Origin of the sequence: Aneurinibacillus tyrosinisolvens (assembly GCF_001015055.1) — a bacterium.
Classification (GTDB): domain Bacteria; phylum Bacillota; class Bacilli; order Aneurinibacillales; family Aneurinibacillaceae; genus Aneurinibacillus_A; species Aneurinibacillus_A tyrosinisolvens.
Genome location: NZ_BBWZ01000026.1, coordinates 54,266 through 70,517, shown reverse-complemented (window position 1 = coordinate 70,517; position 16,252 = coordinate 54,266). Strand labels below are relative to the sequence as shown.

Here is a 16,252-nt window from a genome sequence, read left to right as displayed (position 1 = left end):
TTTATCACTAGAGATGCTATGGATGATGATAATTTATATTTGTATACAAGCAACAACCCTGTGATGTATACAGACCCTGATGGCTATATGAAAGAAAATCCTAATTTTACTTTAGTTAAGGTAATTACGGCTGCTGGTCTGGTTGTTAAAATTGCTAGAGATGAAGCTCAAGCTTTGATGAAATCGGCCGGTAAAAAAATGCTATCCTACGGAAAGACAATACTCAGTAAGGGTACTACTAAACTTGGTCCTAAATACGCTAAGAGTACTTCTAATCAATGGTATAAAGGAACGTTTGATGATGTTACTGAGTCAATGGATTATCATCTCAGAAAGCATGGTAAAGGAAGAACACCAGAACAATATACGAAAGCAGCAATGGATTTCTTTAAAAAAAATAAAGGTTTAGCTGAAGAAGTAAAATTGTCAACTGGAGCAAAGGGGTATAAAATTCAAAAAGGCACAGGAAAAAACAAAGTAGGGGGGTACTGGACTAAAGATGGAAAACTCGTCACGTTCTGGGATTGATTATCATACATTAGTGGCTAAGTTCGAGGATTTTAAACGACTGCCCTTTCCAGAAGCTCCTCAGGATGATGATTTGTATGATATATTTACAGACCTAGTTGAGTATGACAGTCATATAGCAGGGCTTGTAACATCATTCCTAAACAATAAAAAAATAAATAGAAAATTTGTTAATAAAAACAACGAAATAGAAAATAAAATAAGTTCATTAAGTGAGAAACAAAACCAAGAAGTTTCGGAAATAAAAACTTACAAAAATAAACTTGATAACCTGGTTGATTTACTGAAAGAGCTTTGTTAAATTAAAGAGCCTCGAGGAAGTTTAGACTTCTTCAAGGCTCTTTTTTATAATAGATGGGGTGTCGAATAGACCACTTTTTAAATAGAAAATAGAGATAAGGTTTGTATGCCCAATATTATGTTTAGCCAAATTATTAAGTGCGTACAATTTACTTTAAAATTTATGCCCTATTTAATGTGTTTTCATAAAGTAAATAATTATTAATATTATCAGTTACCACCCTTTCTATTCTCCATCATCCTATCTTCGCTTTATCCTACATTTTAAATTTTTCCGCAACTTTGACGTACATAAAACGATAACTACAGCAAGAGGACTACTCCACCTCGATTAACTCCTGAATGTCGATGTCTAACACTTTGCATACCGTTTCTAATGTTGATAGATAAACCCTGTCCACGTTATCTGAACAAAGATGGCTGATTGTATTTGGTCGCAGCCCTGTCATACGTGCCAATTCACGTTGTGATAGGTCACGTTCTTTGAGGATTTCCTTGAGTTTGATTGATATTGGCATGATACTTCCCTTCCTCTGTTTATATTACTTTTACGATACACAATAAAATTGTATCGGTAAAGGGGTTGATTGTATCGCTAAAGCCGCATACAATGAATTTATATTAAATATAGCGGCTAAACGTTACGTTAATCTTAATTTTCGTAACGGGAGGGTGAAAAGTTGAACGTTGTTGGGTATATAAGAGTCTCCACTCAAGGGCAAGCCAAAGATGGATACAGCTTGAAATATCAAGAGGACGAAATCAAAGCATATTGTGAAGAACAAGGCTGGAACTTGATACACATTTTTAGAGACGAAGGAATTAGTGGTGCCAAATTAAAAGAAGAAGCATTGGAAATAGACAGGGTGGGCTTACAGGAAATGTTGGCTCACCTTTCGTCTGTCCAAATTGATTATGTGGTAGTACTGAACACAAGTAGGTTATGGCGATCAGATATTGTAAAAGTGCTGATACATCGAGAGTTGAAGAAATACGGTTGTGATATAAAAAGCATTGAACAACCATTTTACAGTATTCATAAGAAAGATCCAAACGACTTTTTGGTAAACGGCTTAATGGAATTATTAGACCAATATCAAAGGCTTGAAATTGCACTAAAGCTAACGAAAGGGAGAAATAAAAAGGCGAAGGAAGGTGGTTATGCAGGAAGAAGGGTAACATTTGGCTACATGAAACAAAAAGGTGAAAAAGAACTAATGATACATGATAGTCAGGCAGAAGCAGTTAAACGGGTGTTTGAGCTTAAGGAACTAAATAAGAAATGGTCTTTATCCAGGTTGGCAAATGCCTTAAATGAAGAAGGCTATAAAACAACTCAAGGTAAATTATTTACCAAAGTACAAGTAAAGCGCATTTTAGACCGTTAAAGCTTTTATCAAAGAATATATACATATGGACAAATACAAGCAACTGGCAAGCATGAAGCAATAATTTAATAAGCCACTTAAAAAAGATGCTCATTTTCTTATAGATTACTTGTAACAATGAAAATGGATAGGCTTTCGTACCAATGCGCACCAATTGGTGAACGCTCGAACTAAGGTTGCCGGCATTTTCATTTAATTGAATAGGGGATGAGAAAATGCATGAAAAACAGAAATACTTGTATGTAGGTGTTGACTTGCATAAACAGCACCATGTGGCAGTGATTATTAATTGTTGGCAAGAGAAGCTAGGGGAAATAAAGTTTGAAAATAAACCGTCTGCCTTCTCAACATTTTTATTGGACATTGATAAACTTATAGGTGATGGATTGACGCCTGTATTTGGCTTAGAAGATGTTGGAGGCTATGGACGATCGTTAGCACAGTTTTTAACCGACCATGGACAGGCTGTAAAAGAAGTAAACCCAGCACTTTCATACGCTGAACGAAAAAGCCATATGACGACACAAAAGAGTGATAGCTGGGATGCAGAATGTGTGGCACGTATATTGGTAAATAAACTAGACCAGTTACCAGACGCTAAACCACATGATTTATATTGGTCGATACAACAGCTAGTCACTAGAAGAAATGCATTAGTAAAAGCACAAGGTGCTTTGAAGAACCAACTGCACATTCAATTGAGCCACTACTATCCAAATAATACTCTTAGGAAGCAGTTTCAACTAAATTGCGGGAGCACTAGCGTTGCATCAAACTTTCAATCCTCCTTTTTTATATCTGTCTATAAACATATTTGGATTCACGCGAAAGTGAGCTTGGGAATGGGTGGATTGATTTTTAATGAAGAGGTGGGGAAATACACAGTTGTATTTCTATGGATGATTCTTTTTCCTTATCTAGTTAATCTCTTTGAAATACCTAAAAACATTTACTATATAAGTTGAATCTTTGAATTACATCTTTATACAGAGTCGGTCAATGACTTCCTCTGGATTTTCATTTACCTGTTGAATAAATTTTCTTGCGTTCAACTTAATTTTTTGAATGGTCGAGTAAAAGACATTGTTCACTACGGATTCTTTCAACCACTTCCAAAGGCCCTCAACTAGATTCAAGTTTGGGCTGTAGGGTGGCAGGAAGACCAATTCTAACGGGTCTTTATTCTCCTCCAGGAAGGGTTGAATGAGTTTGGTACGGTGAATCCTGGCATTATCCAGGACCATCGCTATTTTCCCGGAGATAATGATTCAACACCCTTTTCAGGAATTCGAGGAACACTTTGGCGTCATAGCTTTCCTCTTCTACGCAGAAGACCTCGCCCGTTTCATAATTTAGTGTACCGAGTAGTTTCACACCCCTGTGCTGGCCATAAGTCGGAATGATTCGCTGTTGTCCTTTGAGGAACCACGTCCGTTGAATGGCCTGGTCATCACGAATCATCGATTCGTCTTCAAAAAGAAGGTGGGAAATTTCCTCGTTCAAAAGCTTTTTTTAGCGCAGGAAAGGTTTCCAGGGCAAAATTCATCCTGTTTTTTCTTCTCTGCCTTTTTAAGTGTATAGGTGGGGCGTGTATAGCTGAGTCCCAGTGAATGAAGCATCTTCGATGCTCCCCGGAGCGTGTAAGACTGGTCCCATTCCCGTTTAATATACTGCGTGATAAGCGAGAGAGTCCAATTATATTTGGCAGGAAACCCTACATCAACGGGTTGTTTATAAGCGACGGTTTTGATCAACTGCCGTTGTTGTTCCTTCGTCAGTTTCGTTGGCGCACCGGGTGAATAGGTGATTTCAAGGCCATCAAGCCCTTTTTCCTTATAGGCCGAGACATAATGGTGAATGGTTTTCACACAACGTCCCGTGATATCTGCAATTTCACGCTGGGATGAAACTATTTAGTTCAACTTATATATTTATAGGTGGTCCTTTATATTTTGGAGGTGCATTTTTAACTATTTATCTTTTTGAAAAAAGTGAGAGCTTCTTCCTTTTGATTATTTAACTTGGCATATAATCTGCATTTTGTAAACTAAAGCGAGGCTGACTCGAAAAAGTCGATTTTCAACGACCTTTTGAGACAGCCTCCTTTTTTAAATACTTATATTTTCGTGTGATGTTCCGTGCGGTTTACATCGGTCAGCCGGCCGTTTAACCAAAACGGTACAACTTGCACGCTGTTTACCTGGGCTGCGTGCATCACGGCTTCTGTATACCCGAGTGACCGAAGAAGGTGCGCCGTCTCTGTCTGCTGAAGAAGATCAGCGATATGCCGGGGAGCCTGGCTTTCGTAAAGCTTAACCGCAGCAATGGCCGCATCGGATAAATGCCAGGCGTCTCCGCCTGCTTCAAGGAGATGCGAAACTAAGCAGCCCGCCCCAAGAAAATCCTCAAGCGCAAATCTGCCGTCCGATCCGGCACATACGATAACGACCGAGGCTTCATCTGGTTCGTGCCGTATACAATCGGCGACGGCGGCTCCATTGACAAGCGAAGAGGCGTATAGCCGCCGGGCGGACCGGCAATTTTCCAGCGCTACGGTGCCGTTGGTTGTCGACAGAATCAATGGCTTGCCGACCAGATCATTGATAAGAAGGCTGGCGGGATCGGGATTAAGAAATCCATTGATCGTCAGCCCGTCCCGCTCCCCGCATAGCAGGCACAATTCATTCTGAAGTTCCGCCTGTACTGTGCGGGCTTCCGCTTCTCCCCGAACGGGAATGATTTCATTGACGCCGTGCTTTAACGCCAGAGCAATCGTCGATGTGGCCAATAGGACATCGATGACGACCGCAGTGCAGCGGGCAAGGCGTTCAGGCTCCACATCTTCTTTGCGGGTCAGTACATGAATTTTTCTCATCGCTTCTTATAACAACTCCCTGTTTTTCGCCCGCCCTGCCTGGCGCATTAAATTATAAATACCGACATCAAGGCTGGCAAACCGGTCATCAGCAGTCTCGCCTTTTTTCCAGCGATAGTAAAGCTGTTGGAGCACAACGGCGATTTTATAAAAGGCAAAGGTGAGATGGTAATCAATAACAGATAAATCACGTCCGCTTTTTGCCGCATACATGTCGGCGAATTCCCTACGCGTCAGAAAGCCGGGCTGGATGGTGACGGATGTAAGCCCGGTTTCTGCCTCCCCGGGTTCTGTCCAGTAGGCCAGACTGCATGCAAGGTCGGTAAGTGGATCACCGATCGTACACATTTCCCAGTCGAACACGGCCACCGCCTGCCTGGGATCGTCCGGAGACAGCATCATATTGTTTAGCTTAAAATCGTTGTGCACAATGGTTGGTGCAGGCGAGGAGGGGAGGTGGCGGAGAAGCCATTGTTCGATTTCTGTTACCTCACCGATTTCTTCCGTTTTCGCCTGCTCATATCGTTTTATCCAGCCATGCACCTGCCGTTCGAGATATCCTTCTGGCCTGCCAATGTCGGCCAGCTCCGCTTTCCGATAGTCGATGCTATGCAAAAAAGTCAATGTGTTAACAACGGTTTCGGAGACGGTGCGTGTATATGCTGTATCCCCTTCATGTTCAGGCGGAAGAGCATCATCTAGAACAAGGCCGTTTTTCTTCTCCATAATATAAAAGTGCTTGTCGGAAACCGCTGGATCTTCGCAGTACAGATACGGTTTTGGAGCGAGCGGAAAGACGGGGTGCAGCTTCTCAAGAATTGTGAACTCCCGCTTCATATCGTGTGCTTTTGGCGGAATGCTGCCGAACGGAGGCCGGCGGAAAACAGCCTCCCACTCCCCGATAGCAATCCGGTAAGTTAGATTGGAGTAACCGGCGGAAAACGGATGAACCTCCATCGGCTTATCCGGCAGGCCGGAAATCCGTGAGCGGATATATCGCTCGATTAGCTCCCAGTTAACGGAGGTTGTTTGCGGCTTCACGCTGTTGTTCATTGCGTGCTCCCCCTTTGAATGCTTTAAGCACCTGCTTGGCGACAACCATACGGTGTACTTCGTCCGGACCGTCGTAAATGCGGGCTGTTCTTGCCTCGCGATAAAATCCCTCGAGCGGCGTATCGCCCGTAATTCCGAGTGCCCCGTGTACCTGGATCGCCCGGTCAATCACATCGTGCAGCACTTTAGCCCCGTAAAATTTAATCATGGAGATTTCTTTGCGCGCCTGGTCACCCTGATCCATTTTCCAGGCGGCATATAGTGTCATCAGACGGGCGGCTTCAATCTCTGTAGCAGAATCGGCAATGAAATTCTGGATGGATTGAAACTCGGACAGCGGTTTGCCGCGTGTAATTCGCTCCGAGGCATACGCAACCATTAAATCGAAGCTGCGCTTTGCCACACCGATCCAGCGCATGGCATGTGTAATCCGGCCAGGGCCGAGCCGGAGCTGGGCGAGGGCAAACCCTTCACCGCGGGGGCCCAGCAGGTTTTCTTTCGGCACACGGCAGTTTGTATAGCGCACTTCACAGTGTCCGCCGGTGTAATGATCACCGATGATAGGCACTTCGCGTACAATTTCATAGCCTGGATTGTCGGCGTCGACTAGAAACATGCTAAATTGCTTGTGCGGTGGAGCATCCGGATCGGTCATCGCCATGACGATGGAAAACGAAGCACCGAGGGCTCCGGTTGTAAACCATTTATGGGCGTTGATAACCCATTCATCTCCGTCCAATTCAGCGCTTGCCTGAAGCATTCTCGGGTCGGATCCTGATACTTCCGGCTCGGTCATCGCAAAGCAGGAGCGGATGTCCCCGTTTGCTAGCGGAATGAGGTACTTTTCTTTCTGCTCTGCAGAAGCTGCTTTCTCTAAGATTTCACCGTTTCCTGCGTCAGGCGCCATGGAGCCGAAAATGTACGGAGCGATCGGGCTCCTGCCGATAATTTCTGAGAGCAGGCCGAGCGATACGAAGCCCATTCCCATGCCGCCGAATTCTTTCGGCAGATGGCCGGCCCACAGTCCCATTTCTTTTACGCGCGCCTGCAGCGGCTTTAAAATTTCTTCCGGCAATCCCCGGTGAGGTACCATATGCTTTTCGTTTGGATAAACGTATTCATCCATAAATGCGGTCGCTTTTTCGATCATATCCTGCTGTTCCGGTGATGGGCTAAAATCGAACAAATGAATCACTCCTTTAAAATCTAGATTTGTCTATATATCCAAGCAAAAAGAATGCCAAACGTATAATGGCTGTAATTTCTTGTTGCTTAGGAAAAGTGAACACAAAACAAATCACAATTTCAGACAGCATATTTAAAAATATTAATATATTCTGAAAAAAATTGTATAATGATAGTGTATATACAAGAATGGTAGAAAAGTGACGGTGAATAAAATGGTTAAAGTAGAAACGCTGTTTACCTCTATCTTTCAATCCAGCTACGATGGAATTTATGTAGCAGATGCCCATGGAAATGGCGTAATGGTAAACGAAGCGTACACGCGAATCACTGGTGTACAGAAAGAAGAACTAATTGGAAGGAATCTGCAAGAACTTGAGCGTGAAGGTATCATTTCCGAATCTGTATCCTTGAAAGTATTGAAGAGCAGGAAGCCAATGACAATCATACAGACGGTCCGGGGGAAGGAAGTGCTGGCAACCGGTAATCCGATATACAGCGAACAGGGTGAGATTGAATACATCGTTACTAATGTACGGGATATTTCCGAGTTGAACCGGCTGAAGCTCGATCTGCAGCAGTCTAAGGCACTAACGCAAAAATATATAAATGAGATTAAAGAGTTTAAGATGAAGGAAAAGATGCAGTTACTGCTTGACGGCATTATTGCCCAAAGCAAAGAAATGATCCAGGTGCTCCACCTCGTACAAAAAGTAGGCAGGGTAGACTCAACGGTGCTCCTGCTGGGAGAGTCAGGCGTAGGAAAAGAGGTTATTGCCAAGCTCATTCACCGGGCCAGTGACCGGGCACAGGAACCGCTTATCAAAGTAAACTGTGCGGCAATTCCGCAGCACCTATTGGAATCAGAGTTATTCGGCTACGAAAAGGGAGCATTTACGGGGGCGGATAGCCGGGGAAAGCCGGGGCTGTTCGAACAGGCGGACGGCGGCACCATTTTCCTGGACGAAATTGGGGATATGCCGCTTGATTTGCAGGTGAAATTATTGCGGGTACTGCAGGAATTGGAGATTACAAGGGTCGGTGGGAGAAAAAGCGTGAAAGTAAATGTACGCGTTCTGTCTGCTACTCATCAATTGCTTGAGAAGATGGTGGAAAAGGGGACATTCCGGCAGGATTTATATTATCGCCTGAATATTGTACCTATCAAAATCCCTTCCCTGCGGGAACGTAAAGATGATATTATCCCACTGGCGTGCTTTTTCCTGAATAAAATGAACGAAAAATACGGACTGGACAAAACGTTCCACCCGGATGTTTTAACCATCATGGAACAATATGCGTGGCCGGGCAACATACGTGAGATGGAAAACCTGATTGAGAGGCTCTCGGTTACTGTTGACCAGCGCGAGATTAAGGTAACTGATTTTCCATTCACTCTGCCCGAGGCTGCTAATGACATGAACAAAACAACGCTTAGAGAGCTGTTGGAAGGTGTGGAGCGGGATATGATTGAACAGAATCTGGCCGAGCATAAAACGACGCGCAAAACGGCCAAGGTTCTCGGAATTAGCCAATCAGCCCTCGTTAAAAAAATTCAGAAGCTGGGCATCAGGTGAAAGCGATTACAATTTTCATCGCTGATTCCAAATCAAATCAGCGGGCAAAAAAAAGAGGAAAGAATCAGAGTTCGCTCTGCTTTTTTCCTCTTTTTCTTTTATATAAATACCGTTTTTATAGTATAAATTAAATTTTTATAGAGTGGAAGTGCGTAAACATGGCATGAAAATTGCTGAGCGATAAAGGCAGGCAGGAAAACTTATAAGGGAGGAAGTGGGTCATGAACATTCCGACATTTGATTTAGCTGGAAGAACTGCACTTGTAACCGGCGGCAGCAAGGGAATAGGGTTCGGGATGGCATATGCACTCGGCGCTTACGGCGCGCGAATTATCATCACAAGCCGCGGGGAAGAAGAAGGACGGGCAGCAGAAGAACAACTGCAGGAAGCTGGGTTTGACGCTGCGTACCTTCCGTGTGATGTAACAAAGAAAGAAAAAGTTGAGAGCCTCGTGGCTGAAGTGGTCGCACGTAACGGTTCGATTGATATTTTAGTCAACAACGCCGGCATGAATATTCGTAAGCCGCTCATCGAGGTGGAAGAAAATGATTGGGATCGTGTGTTGAATGTCAATCTTAAGGGAATTTTCCTCGTTGGGCAGGCTGTAGCTAAACAAATGATTGAACAGCGGTACGGAAAGATTATCAATATTTCCTCGATTTTTGGGACGATCGGGATGCCGTATCAGACATCGTATGCAGCCAGCAAAGGGGGAATCAACCAGTTGACCAAGGTATGGGCGGAAGAATTGGCTCCTTACAACATTGCGGTGAATGCTCTTGGACCGGCTTACATTCGAACCCCGATGACCGAGGAGTGGCTGCAAGATCCGGAACGGTACGGTCAAATTGTTAACGCGACGATGCAAAAGCGGGTTGGTGAGCTTTCGGATTTGTCGGGTCCTGTCGTATTTCTTGCCTCAGAGGCCTCTTCCTATGTGACGGGTCAGATACTCAATATTGACGGCGGATGGACCGCCCGATAAATAAACAACCAGGAGGACAGTGATGACGATTGCAGTGGAAACACATTTTAACCGTCAGCTGAAAGTATTCGTGCATAGACCCAAAACGATTACCGAAATGCTTGCACGGACAGCGGCAAATTATCCGGATAAGGAAGCCCTTGTTTCGGCGGAAGAACGGATTACATACCGGGAATTCGCTGCACGGGTTGAACGGATTGCAGGCAATCTTTATAGTATTTATGGAATCCGGAAAGGTGATAGGGTTGCGGTGCTAGTTGGAAACCGTATTGAGTTTGCCCTGTTAATCTTTGCGTGCGCCAGAATCGGTGCGATTGCCGTAATTTTGAATACACGTTTAAAAGAAGAAGAACTATCCTATATGCTCAACCATTCCAGGGCCTCGCTTTTGCTTTTTGATGACGGATGCCTGGAGAAGATAGAGAAGCTAAGAGATAATATGGATATTTCCACAGTCCACCACTTCTTTTTAATCGGAAACGCTACATCGGTAAAGGGAGGCTGTTCTCTCTTTGAAATTCTACTCCAGCCCGCAACCGCTCCTGTGGAAGACATCAATGAAAACGATCCGCTGTTCATCATGTATACATCCGGGACGACCGGCGTCCCAAAGGGAGCAATAGGCAGTCACTTAGGTGTTATCCATGGAGCAATAAGCTATGAAAATGCATTAGAAACGAACCATTCGACGAAGACGTTGATTGCTGTGCCGTTGTTTCACGTAACCGGGCTTGTGGGGCAGCTTCTGCACATGGTGCAGGTAGGAGGAACCTCAGTCCTGATGGAAAAATACAAAACGGATAAGTATATCCGATTACTGGCAGAGGAAAACATTACCTTTTTGTTTAATGTGCCGACGATTTATGTGATGGTGATGTCTCACCCTGATTTCATGAAGCATACGTATCACGCTGTCCGCACTCTGGCGTTCGGCGGCGCACCGATGTCGATGGATACTATTTCTGATTTGAAAAGAGTGTTTCCGGGAGCGGAGCTGCACAATGCCTACGGGGCAACCGAAACATCCTCACCTACAACGATCATGCCGCGCCATGCCCCGGAAGACAAGCTTCATTCCGTCGGTATGCCGGTTCCGGTTGCGGAAATTAAAGTGGTAGATGAAAACGAACAGGAGTGTACCCATGGGCAAGTAGGGCAGTTGTTGATAAAGGGACCGATGGTAATAGAGGGGTATTGGGACAATGAGGAAGCCAACAGGCGTTCATTTGTTGATGGGTTCTGGCGTTCCGGGGACATTGCTCTTATCGACAAGGACGGATTTGTCTACATCATGGATCGGATGAAAGACATGATTAATCGCGGAGGGGAAAAAGTTTTTTCGGTAGAGGTTGAGAATGTTCTATATAACCATCCGGGAATTCTTGAGGCAGCCGTAGTTGGAGTTCCAGATAAATTATACGGAGAAACTGTAAAAGCGTTCGTTGTACCAAAAGAAGGTGTCCTGGTCGAAGAAGAAGAGGTAAAACGGTTCGCACGGGAGAGAATAGCTGAGTATAAGGTGCCGGCCACTATCGAGTTTATTTCAGAGCTGCCGAGGAATCCGGGGGGAAAGATCATGAAATCGCGCTTGAAAGAGGTGAATATATGTTAACCCAAGAAATTGTAAGCGGTTTAGCTGCAGGCAGTTTATATGCATTAGCTGCGTTGGGATTAGTGTTAATCTATAAAACTTCTGATTTGGTTAATTTTGCACAAGGGGAAATGGCGATGATTTCCGCTTTTGTGGGTTTTACCTGCATTCACTCCTGGGGAATGGGATACTGGCTTTCATTTTTGCTTGCCTTAGTATTTTCAGCTCTTTTCGGCGTTATAATTGAAAGGGTTTTCATGCGGCCGGTACAAAAAGCGCCTGTATTAAGCCAAATTATTTTAACGCTTGGCCTGTATATGGCATTCAGAGGGATAGCCGGAATGATCTGGGGATATGAACCTACCAGCTTTCCGGAAGCGATTAAAGGAGGACCCATTTCCTTAGGAAGTTTCCTGCTGACACCGAATCAAATTTTAATCTTTACCTTGACGATTGTCCTTATGCTTCTTTTCTTCTATCTGTTCCGTCACACGATGATTGGTCTTGCTATGAGGGCGGCTGCTCAAAACCTGGGAACGACGGAATTGATGGGCATTCGTGTTGGGGCTGTTTTTTCGCTTACATGGGCGATTAGTGCTGTGCTTGGAGGAATTGCGGGGCTTCTGATAGCTCCGACTACCTTTCTCGATCCGAATATGATGGGGGAAGTTGCAATTAAGGCGTTTGCGGCAGCAGTGCTCGGAGGGTTTGCCAGTTTGCCTGGTGCGGTGGTTGGCGGCCTATCTATTGGTTTGTTTGAAAACTTAGTAGCTGGCTATGTTTCAGCGGAGCTAAAAACAGCCTTTGTCTTCCTTCTGATTATTTTAATCCTTTATGTTAAGCCGACAGGGCTGTTTGGAATCAAACAAGTAAAGAAGGTGTGATTAGAGAATGGATCGGAATAAATATAAAAAGCTTAATTATCTCTTCATCTTCCTTATCTTCTTATTTCCTGTCCTATCAGGAGGGGCAACTTCCCTGCTTTATTCCGGGAGTCTAATCTTCATTTATGTGATTGTTGTCATGAGCTTGAATCTTCTTATCGGATATGGCGGGCAAATTTCCATTGGGCATGCTTCCTTTTTGGCGATTGGAGCGTATACATCCGCCATTCTTACTCTTACGCTGGGTGTTCCCTTTTGGTTAGCTTTACCCCTGGCCGGTTTTTTTACCGCTTTCATTGGATTTATTGTTGGACTTCCTGCAGTAAAGCTGAGCGGCCACTTCTTGGCAGTGGCAACATTAGGGTTTGGGGTGGCAATTCCGGAGCTCCTCTTGAAATGGGATTCACTAACGGGAGGATTTTCTGGATTATTCCCTGAAAAACCGTCCATTTTAGGCTATACCTTTGAGTCAGATATGCAAATGTATTACCTTCTGCTTGTGGTAACACTCATTGTTACCTGGCTGCTAAGCAATTTAATCAACAGTAGAATGGGCCGCGCATTTGTAGCCATACGGGAGAGCGAAATTGCAGCAACGGCCATGGGAATCAATGTGCCTTTATATAAGGCGCTAATGTTTAGTATTAGTGCTTTTTATACCGGACTGTCCGGAAGCCTTTACGCTCATTTTATCGGGTTTATTAGTCCCAATGATTTTAATCTCAGTATTTCATTTCTTGTATTAGCGATGGTCGTTGTAGGCGGATTCGCTTCCATACCGGGTTCCTATCTGGGGGCCATTCTGTTGACGATGATTCCGCAGCTGACGGATAAAGTTCCTGGCTTATCTCTTGTGTTAACGGGAGCAGCATTGGTTCTTGTTATCCTTTTCCTTCCGGACGGCTTAATTAGCATCGGCTCCAGGCTAAAAAGAAAAAAGGCAATAAAAAGATCCAGCCATCAAACGGGCGACCCGGTACCCGAAACCGTCCCAACGTCTCAGCAGGTTATCAGTTCAGAGAAGTAATTGAAGGAGGTGATACGTATGTTTTTTGAAATGAAAGGGGTTACGGTTCAGTTTGGCGGCTTAACAGCCGTCAATCATCTTGATTTGTATGTGGAGAAAGGCCAAATCTTCAGTTTAATTGGCCCCAACGGAGCTGGGAAAACTACGGTATTAAATACGATTTCACGCTTTTACCAACCGATTCAGGGTCAAATCACGTTTGAAGGGAAAAGTATACTGTCTCTAAAGCCCCATCAAGTGATTAAGTCGGGCATTGCCCGCAGCTTTCAGAATGTAGAGTTGTTTGCAAACATGAGCGTTTTGGATAACCTGCGAACAGGATTGCATCCGAAGTTAAAGAGCGGAGTTTTTAGCAGCAGTTTCCTCTTGCCCGGATTTCGCCGTGAGGAGCGGGAAGTCTTAAAGAAGGCGGAGGAAATCCTTGAAGTGTTGGAGATTCAAAACATTGCTCACGAGATTGTTAAAAACCTGCCCTTCGGGCTGCAAAAAACGGTGGATATTGCCCGCGCCCTCATGGTTAAACCGAAATTATTGCTACTTGATGAACCGGTAGCAGGTATGAACCATACTGAAACCGAACGTATGGGAGACTTTTTCCGGAGGCTGCGTGATGAGTGGGGCATTACGATTTTCATGATTGAACATGACATGCCGCTCGTGATGAAGATTTCTGATCGGATCGCTGTGGTTGATTTCGGGAGTAAAATCGCGGAAGGGTTGCCTGCGGAAATTCAACAGCACCCGGCAGTTATCGAGGCTTATTTGGGAGAGGGGGATGAAAGTGCTTAAACTCGAAAATATTTCTGCAAGCTATGGAAATATCGAAGCCCTTCGGAATATTAGCCTGGAAATCCCTGCCGGTTCGATTATTACGCTGCTGGGAGCGAACGGCGCAGGAAAGTCTACTACTCTTAAAGTAATTTCCGGTGTAGTGAAACCAACACTGGGGAAGTTAATCTACCAGGAAGAAGAACTAACCGGAAAGTCTCCGGATCAAATTGTAAAAATAAGGGTGATTCAATGCCCGGAAAATCGCCAGGTATTTCCACAATTAACCGTTCTGGAAAATCTGCAAATTGGTTCGTACACCCGGCGCGACCGAACCGCAGTGAAGGAAGATTTACAAAAGGTATTGGCGATGTTCCCACGTTTGAAGGAGAGACTGGCTCAATTTGCTGGAACGCTAAGCGGAGGAGAGCAGCAAATGCTGGCGATTGGCCGGGCGTTAATGGCAGCACCAAAAGTTCTGCTATTAGATGAACCTTCGTTAGGTCTGGCTCCTATCATTGTGAAAGAAATATTCGAAATAATAAGAAACATCAATCAGACGGGTACTTCAATTTTATTAGTTGAACAGAATGCGAATCTTGCCTTATCGGTCGCGGATTATGCCTATATCTTGGAGAACGGGCGTGTGGCTTTAGCTGGAAAGGCGAGTGAATTGAAGAAAGATCACCGGGTACGGGAGTTATATTTAGGAGTTACATCCTAAACATAAATATCATTTTAAAACAGAGGGGGAAAATCAATGGAAAAGATGAATAAGAAAAGTTTAGTGTCGATTGCAAGTATGCTCGTTAGTGTAAGTTTGCTCCTGTCAGCCTGCGGGGCCGGGACTGCAAGTAAATCAACCACGACTGCCGGCCAGGAAGCATCTAAAGGCAGCGGCTCCGCAAAACAGGAGGCGGGGAAGTCTTCTCCCGGAATTACGGATTCTGAAATTATTATTGGAAACTGGGCAACCCAATCCGGCTCAGCGGCGTTGTATAGTGCCATTGCCAAAGGAGTGGATGCTTATTTTCAATATGTTAATGAACAGGGCGGGGTAAACGGGCGAAAATTAAAGCTTGTAACATATGATGAGGAATACCAGCCATCCCGGGCTGTTGCGGTTGCTAAAAAGTTAATTGAAGAGGACAAGGTGTTTGCCATTGTCGGAAACGACTGTACATCCTGCAACAAAGCGGCATTACCCCAAATTAAGAAGGAAGGGATCCCACTTGTTGGTCCTTCGACCGGTGCCGATATTTTTGTGAATCCTGTCATTCCTAACGTTTTCGGATTGCTCACAAATTATGGGGTAGAAGGCCGGATTTTTGCCAATTATGCTGTAGATCAATTAAAAGCGAAGAAAATAGGGATTTTCTATCAGAACGATGATTTTGGAAAAAGCGGTTATAAAGGAGCGATTGATGAATTAAAGAAAAAAGGAATTGAGCCAGTGGCTGAGATTCCCTACAATTCCACCGATGTAGATTTCAGTTCCCCTGCCTTAAAAATGAAGGAAGCAAACCCGGACGTTGTCCTTTCTTTCTCCATCACCAAACCAACTGCTGCCTACAAAAAAGAACTTCATAAGGTGGGAGTGGATGTGCCGTTTATGGTTACAAGTGTAGGCGGCGCGGATAACAATTTATTCAATCTAGCTGGGGATGCCTGGAAGAACGTCTATAGCTCCAGCTGGACAGCCCTGGCGGGAACGGACGATCCGAAAGTGAAGAAATACGAGGAAGCACTCGGTAAATATGCTAAAGGTGTAAATCCTAGCGGACCGGCCTTATGGGGATGGGCAGAAGCCGAGGTTCTTGTAGAAGGACTCCGCAGATCCGGCAACGACCTATCCCGTGAAAATTTCATAAAACAGTTGGAAACACTCAAAGATTGGAATGAGGGGCTTGCTTTTAACGTCACCTATTCCCCCGACAACCATTATGGAACAACTTCAGTCGTCATAATCAAAGATGAGAATGGGAAAATGGCCAAAGCTTCTGATGTTATCAAGTATGAAGTTAGCAAATAAACAATAAGGAGAGCAGGCGGATGTTGAATCATTTGGCATCCGCTCTCTTGTATCTTAT

14 protein-coding genes and 3 pseudogenes are annotated in these 16,252 nt (G+C 44.5%); 12 read left to right on the top strand and 5 right to left on the bottom strand.

The window, feature by feature from the left end; genetic code table 11:
- Positions 1 to 528 (top strand): RHS repeat-associated core domain-containing protein (locus MBEAL2_RS29525; RefSeq protein WP_500778847.1); only part of this gene is annotated, 528 nt, incomplete at its 5' end.
- A complete protein-coding gene (locus MBEAL2_RS19320; RefSeq protein WP_047153900.1) occupies positions 500 to 829 on the top strand; it encodes a hypothetical protein in 330 nt (109 codons plus the stop codon). The genes MBEAL2_RS29525 and MBEAL2_RS19320, both read left to right, overlap by 29 nt.
- Before the next feature lie 316 nt (positions 830 to 1,145).
- On the opposite strand, the gene MBEAL2_RS19315 is transcribed toward MBEAL2_RS19320, so the two are convergent.
- Positions 1,146 to 1,346: a helix-turn-helix domain-containing protein gene (locus MBEAL2_RS19315; protein WP_026089141.1), complete on the bottom strand. Its 201-nt coding sequence runs from the start codon at positions 1,344 to 1,346 to the stop codon at positions 1,146 to 1,148.
- A gap of 162 nt (positions 1,347 to 1,508) precedes the next feature.
- Between MBEAL2_RS19315 and MBEAL2_RS19310 the strand changes: the two are divergent.
- Together MBEAL2_RS19310 and MBEAL2_RS19305 are read left to right on the top strand one after the other, a co-directional pair.
- Positions 1,509 to 2,285: pseudogene (locus MBEAL2_RS19310) on the top strand (recombinase family protein).
- Positions 2,286 to 2,431: 146 nt separating this feature from the next.
- A pseudogene (locus tag MBEAL2_RS19305) lies at positions 2,432 to 2,986 on the top strand (IS110 family transposase); the annotation flags it as partial.
- Positions 2,987 to 3,190: 204 nt separating this feature from the next.
- Here MBEAL2_RS19305 and MBEAL2_RS33020 read toward each other — a convergent pair.
- From MBEAL2_RS33020 to MBEAL2_RS19280, 4 genes and pseudogenes are all read right to left on the bottom strand, one after another.
- Positions 3,191 to 4,111, bottom strand: a pseudogene (locus tag MBEAL2_RS33020) (IS630 family transposase); the annotation flags it as partial.
- Positions 4,112 to 4,332: 221 nt separating this feature from the next.
- On the bottom strand, positions 4,333 to 5,091 hold the full coding sequence (locus MBEAL2_RS19290) for a 2-phosphosulfolactate phosphatase (RefSeq protein ID WP_047153898.1): 759 nt from the start codon (positions 5,089 to 5,091) through the stop codon (positions 4,333 to 4,335).
- 6 nt (positions 5,092 to 5,097) lie between these two features.
- Entirely contained in the window at positions 5,098 to 6,144 is a 1,047-nt protein-coding gene (locus tag MBEAL2_RS19285; RefSeq protein ID WP_047153897.1) for a phosphotransferase family protein, read from the bottom strand.
- The gene (locus MBEAL2_RS19280; RefSeq protein ID WP_047153896.1) at positions 6,107 to 7,330 is read right to left on the bottom strand and encodes an acyl-CoA dehydrogenase family protein; all 1,224 of its coding nucleotides are present in this window, start codon (positions 7,328 to 7,330) and stop codon (positions 6,107 to 6,109) included. Before MBEAL2_RS19280 ends, MBEAL2_RS19285 begins: the two co-directional genes overlap by 38 nt.
- 199 nt (positions 7,331 to 7,529) lie before the next feature.
- Here MBEAL2_RS19280 and MBEAL2_RS19275 point away from each other — a divergent pair, with 199 nt between their 5' ends.
- From MBEAL2_RS19275 to MBEAL2_RS19240, 8 genes are all read left to right on the top strand, one after another.
- Complete coding sequence (locus MBEAL2_RS19275) at positions 7,530 to 8,906, top strand: sigma-54 interaction domain-containing protein (RefSeq protein WP_236692943.1); 1,377 nt, start codon at positions 7,530 to 7,532, stop codon at positions 8,904 to 8,906.
- A gap of 221 nt (positions 8,907 to 9,127) precedes the next feature.
- On the top strand, positions 9,128 to 9,892 hold the full coding sequence (locus tag MBEAL2_RS19270; protein WP_047153894.1) for an SDR family NAD(P)-dependent oxidoreductase: 765 nt from the start codon (positions 9,128 to 9,130) through the stop codon (positions 9,890 to 9,892).
- A gap of 22 nt (positions 9,893 to 9,914) precedes the next feature.
- Positions 9,915 to 11,504: a class I adenylate-forming enzyme family protein gene (locus MBEAL2_RS19265; protein ID WP_047153893.1), complete on the top strand. Its 1,590-nt coding sequence runs from the start codon at positions 9,915 to 9,917 to the stop codon at positions 11,502 to 11,504.
- Positions 11,498 to 12,367 (top strand): branched-chain amino acid ABC transporter permease, encoded by an 870-nt coding sequence (locus MBEAL2_RS19260; RefSeq protein WP_047153892.1) that lies wholly within the window; start codon positions 11,498 to 11,500, stop codon positions 12,365 to 12,367. The genes MBEAL2_RS19265 and MBEAL2_RS19260 overlap by 7 nt, the downstream gene beginning before the upstream one ends.
- Positions 12,368 to 12,374: 7 nt before the next feature.
- The gene (locus MBEAL2_RS19255; RefSeq protein ID WP_047153891.1) at positions 12,375 to 13,394 is read left to right on the top strand and encodes a branched-chain amino acid ABC transporter permease; all 1,020 of its coding nucleotides are present in this window, start codon (positions 12,375 to 12,377) and stop codon (positions 13,392 to 13,394) included.
- An 18-nt stretch (positions 13,395 to 13,412) separates the two neighbouring features.
- Positions 13,413 to 14,183 (top strand): ABC transporter ATP-binding protein, encoded by a 771-nt coding sequence (locus tag MBEAL2_RS19250; protein WP_047153890.1) that lies wholly within the window; start codon positions 13,413 to 13,415, stop codon positions 14,181 to 14,183.
- A complete protein-coding gene (locus tag MBEAL2_RS19245) occupies positions 14,176 to 14,886 on the top strand; it encodes an ABC transporter ATP-binding protein (RefSeq protein WP_047153911.1) in 711 nt (236 codons plus the stop codon). The genes MBEAL2_RS19250 and MBEAL2_RS19245 overlap by 8 nt, the downstream gene beginning before the upstream one ends.
- Before the next feature lie 36 nt (positions 14,887 to 14,922).
- On the top strand, positions 14,923 to 16,194 hold the full coding sequence (locus MBEAL2_RS19240) for an ABC transporter substrate-binding protein (RefSeq protein ID WP_047153889.1): 1,272 nt from the start codon (positions 14,923 to 14,925) through the stop codon (positions 16,192 to 16,194).
- The last annotated feature ends 58 nt before the right edge of the window (positions 16,195 to 16,252 follow it).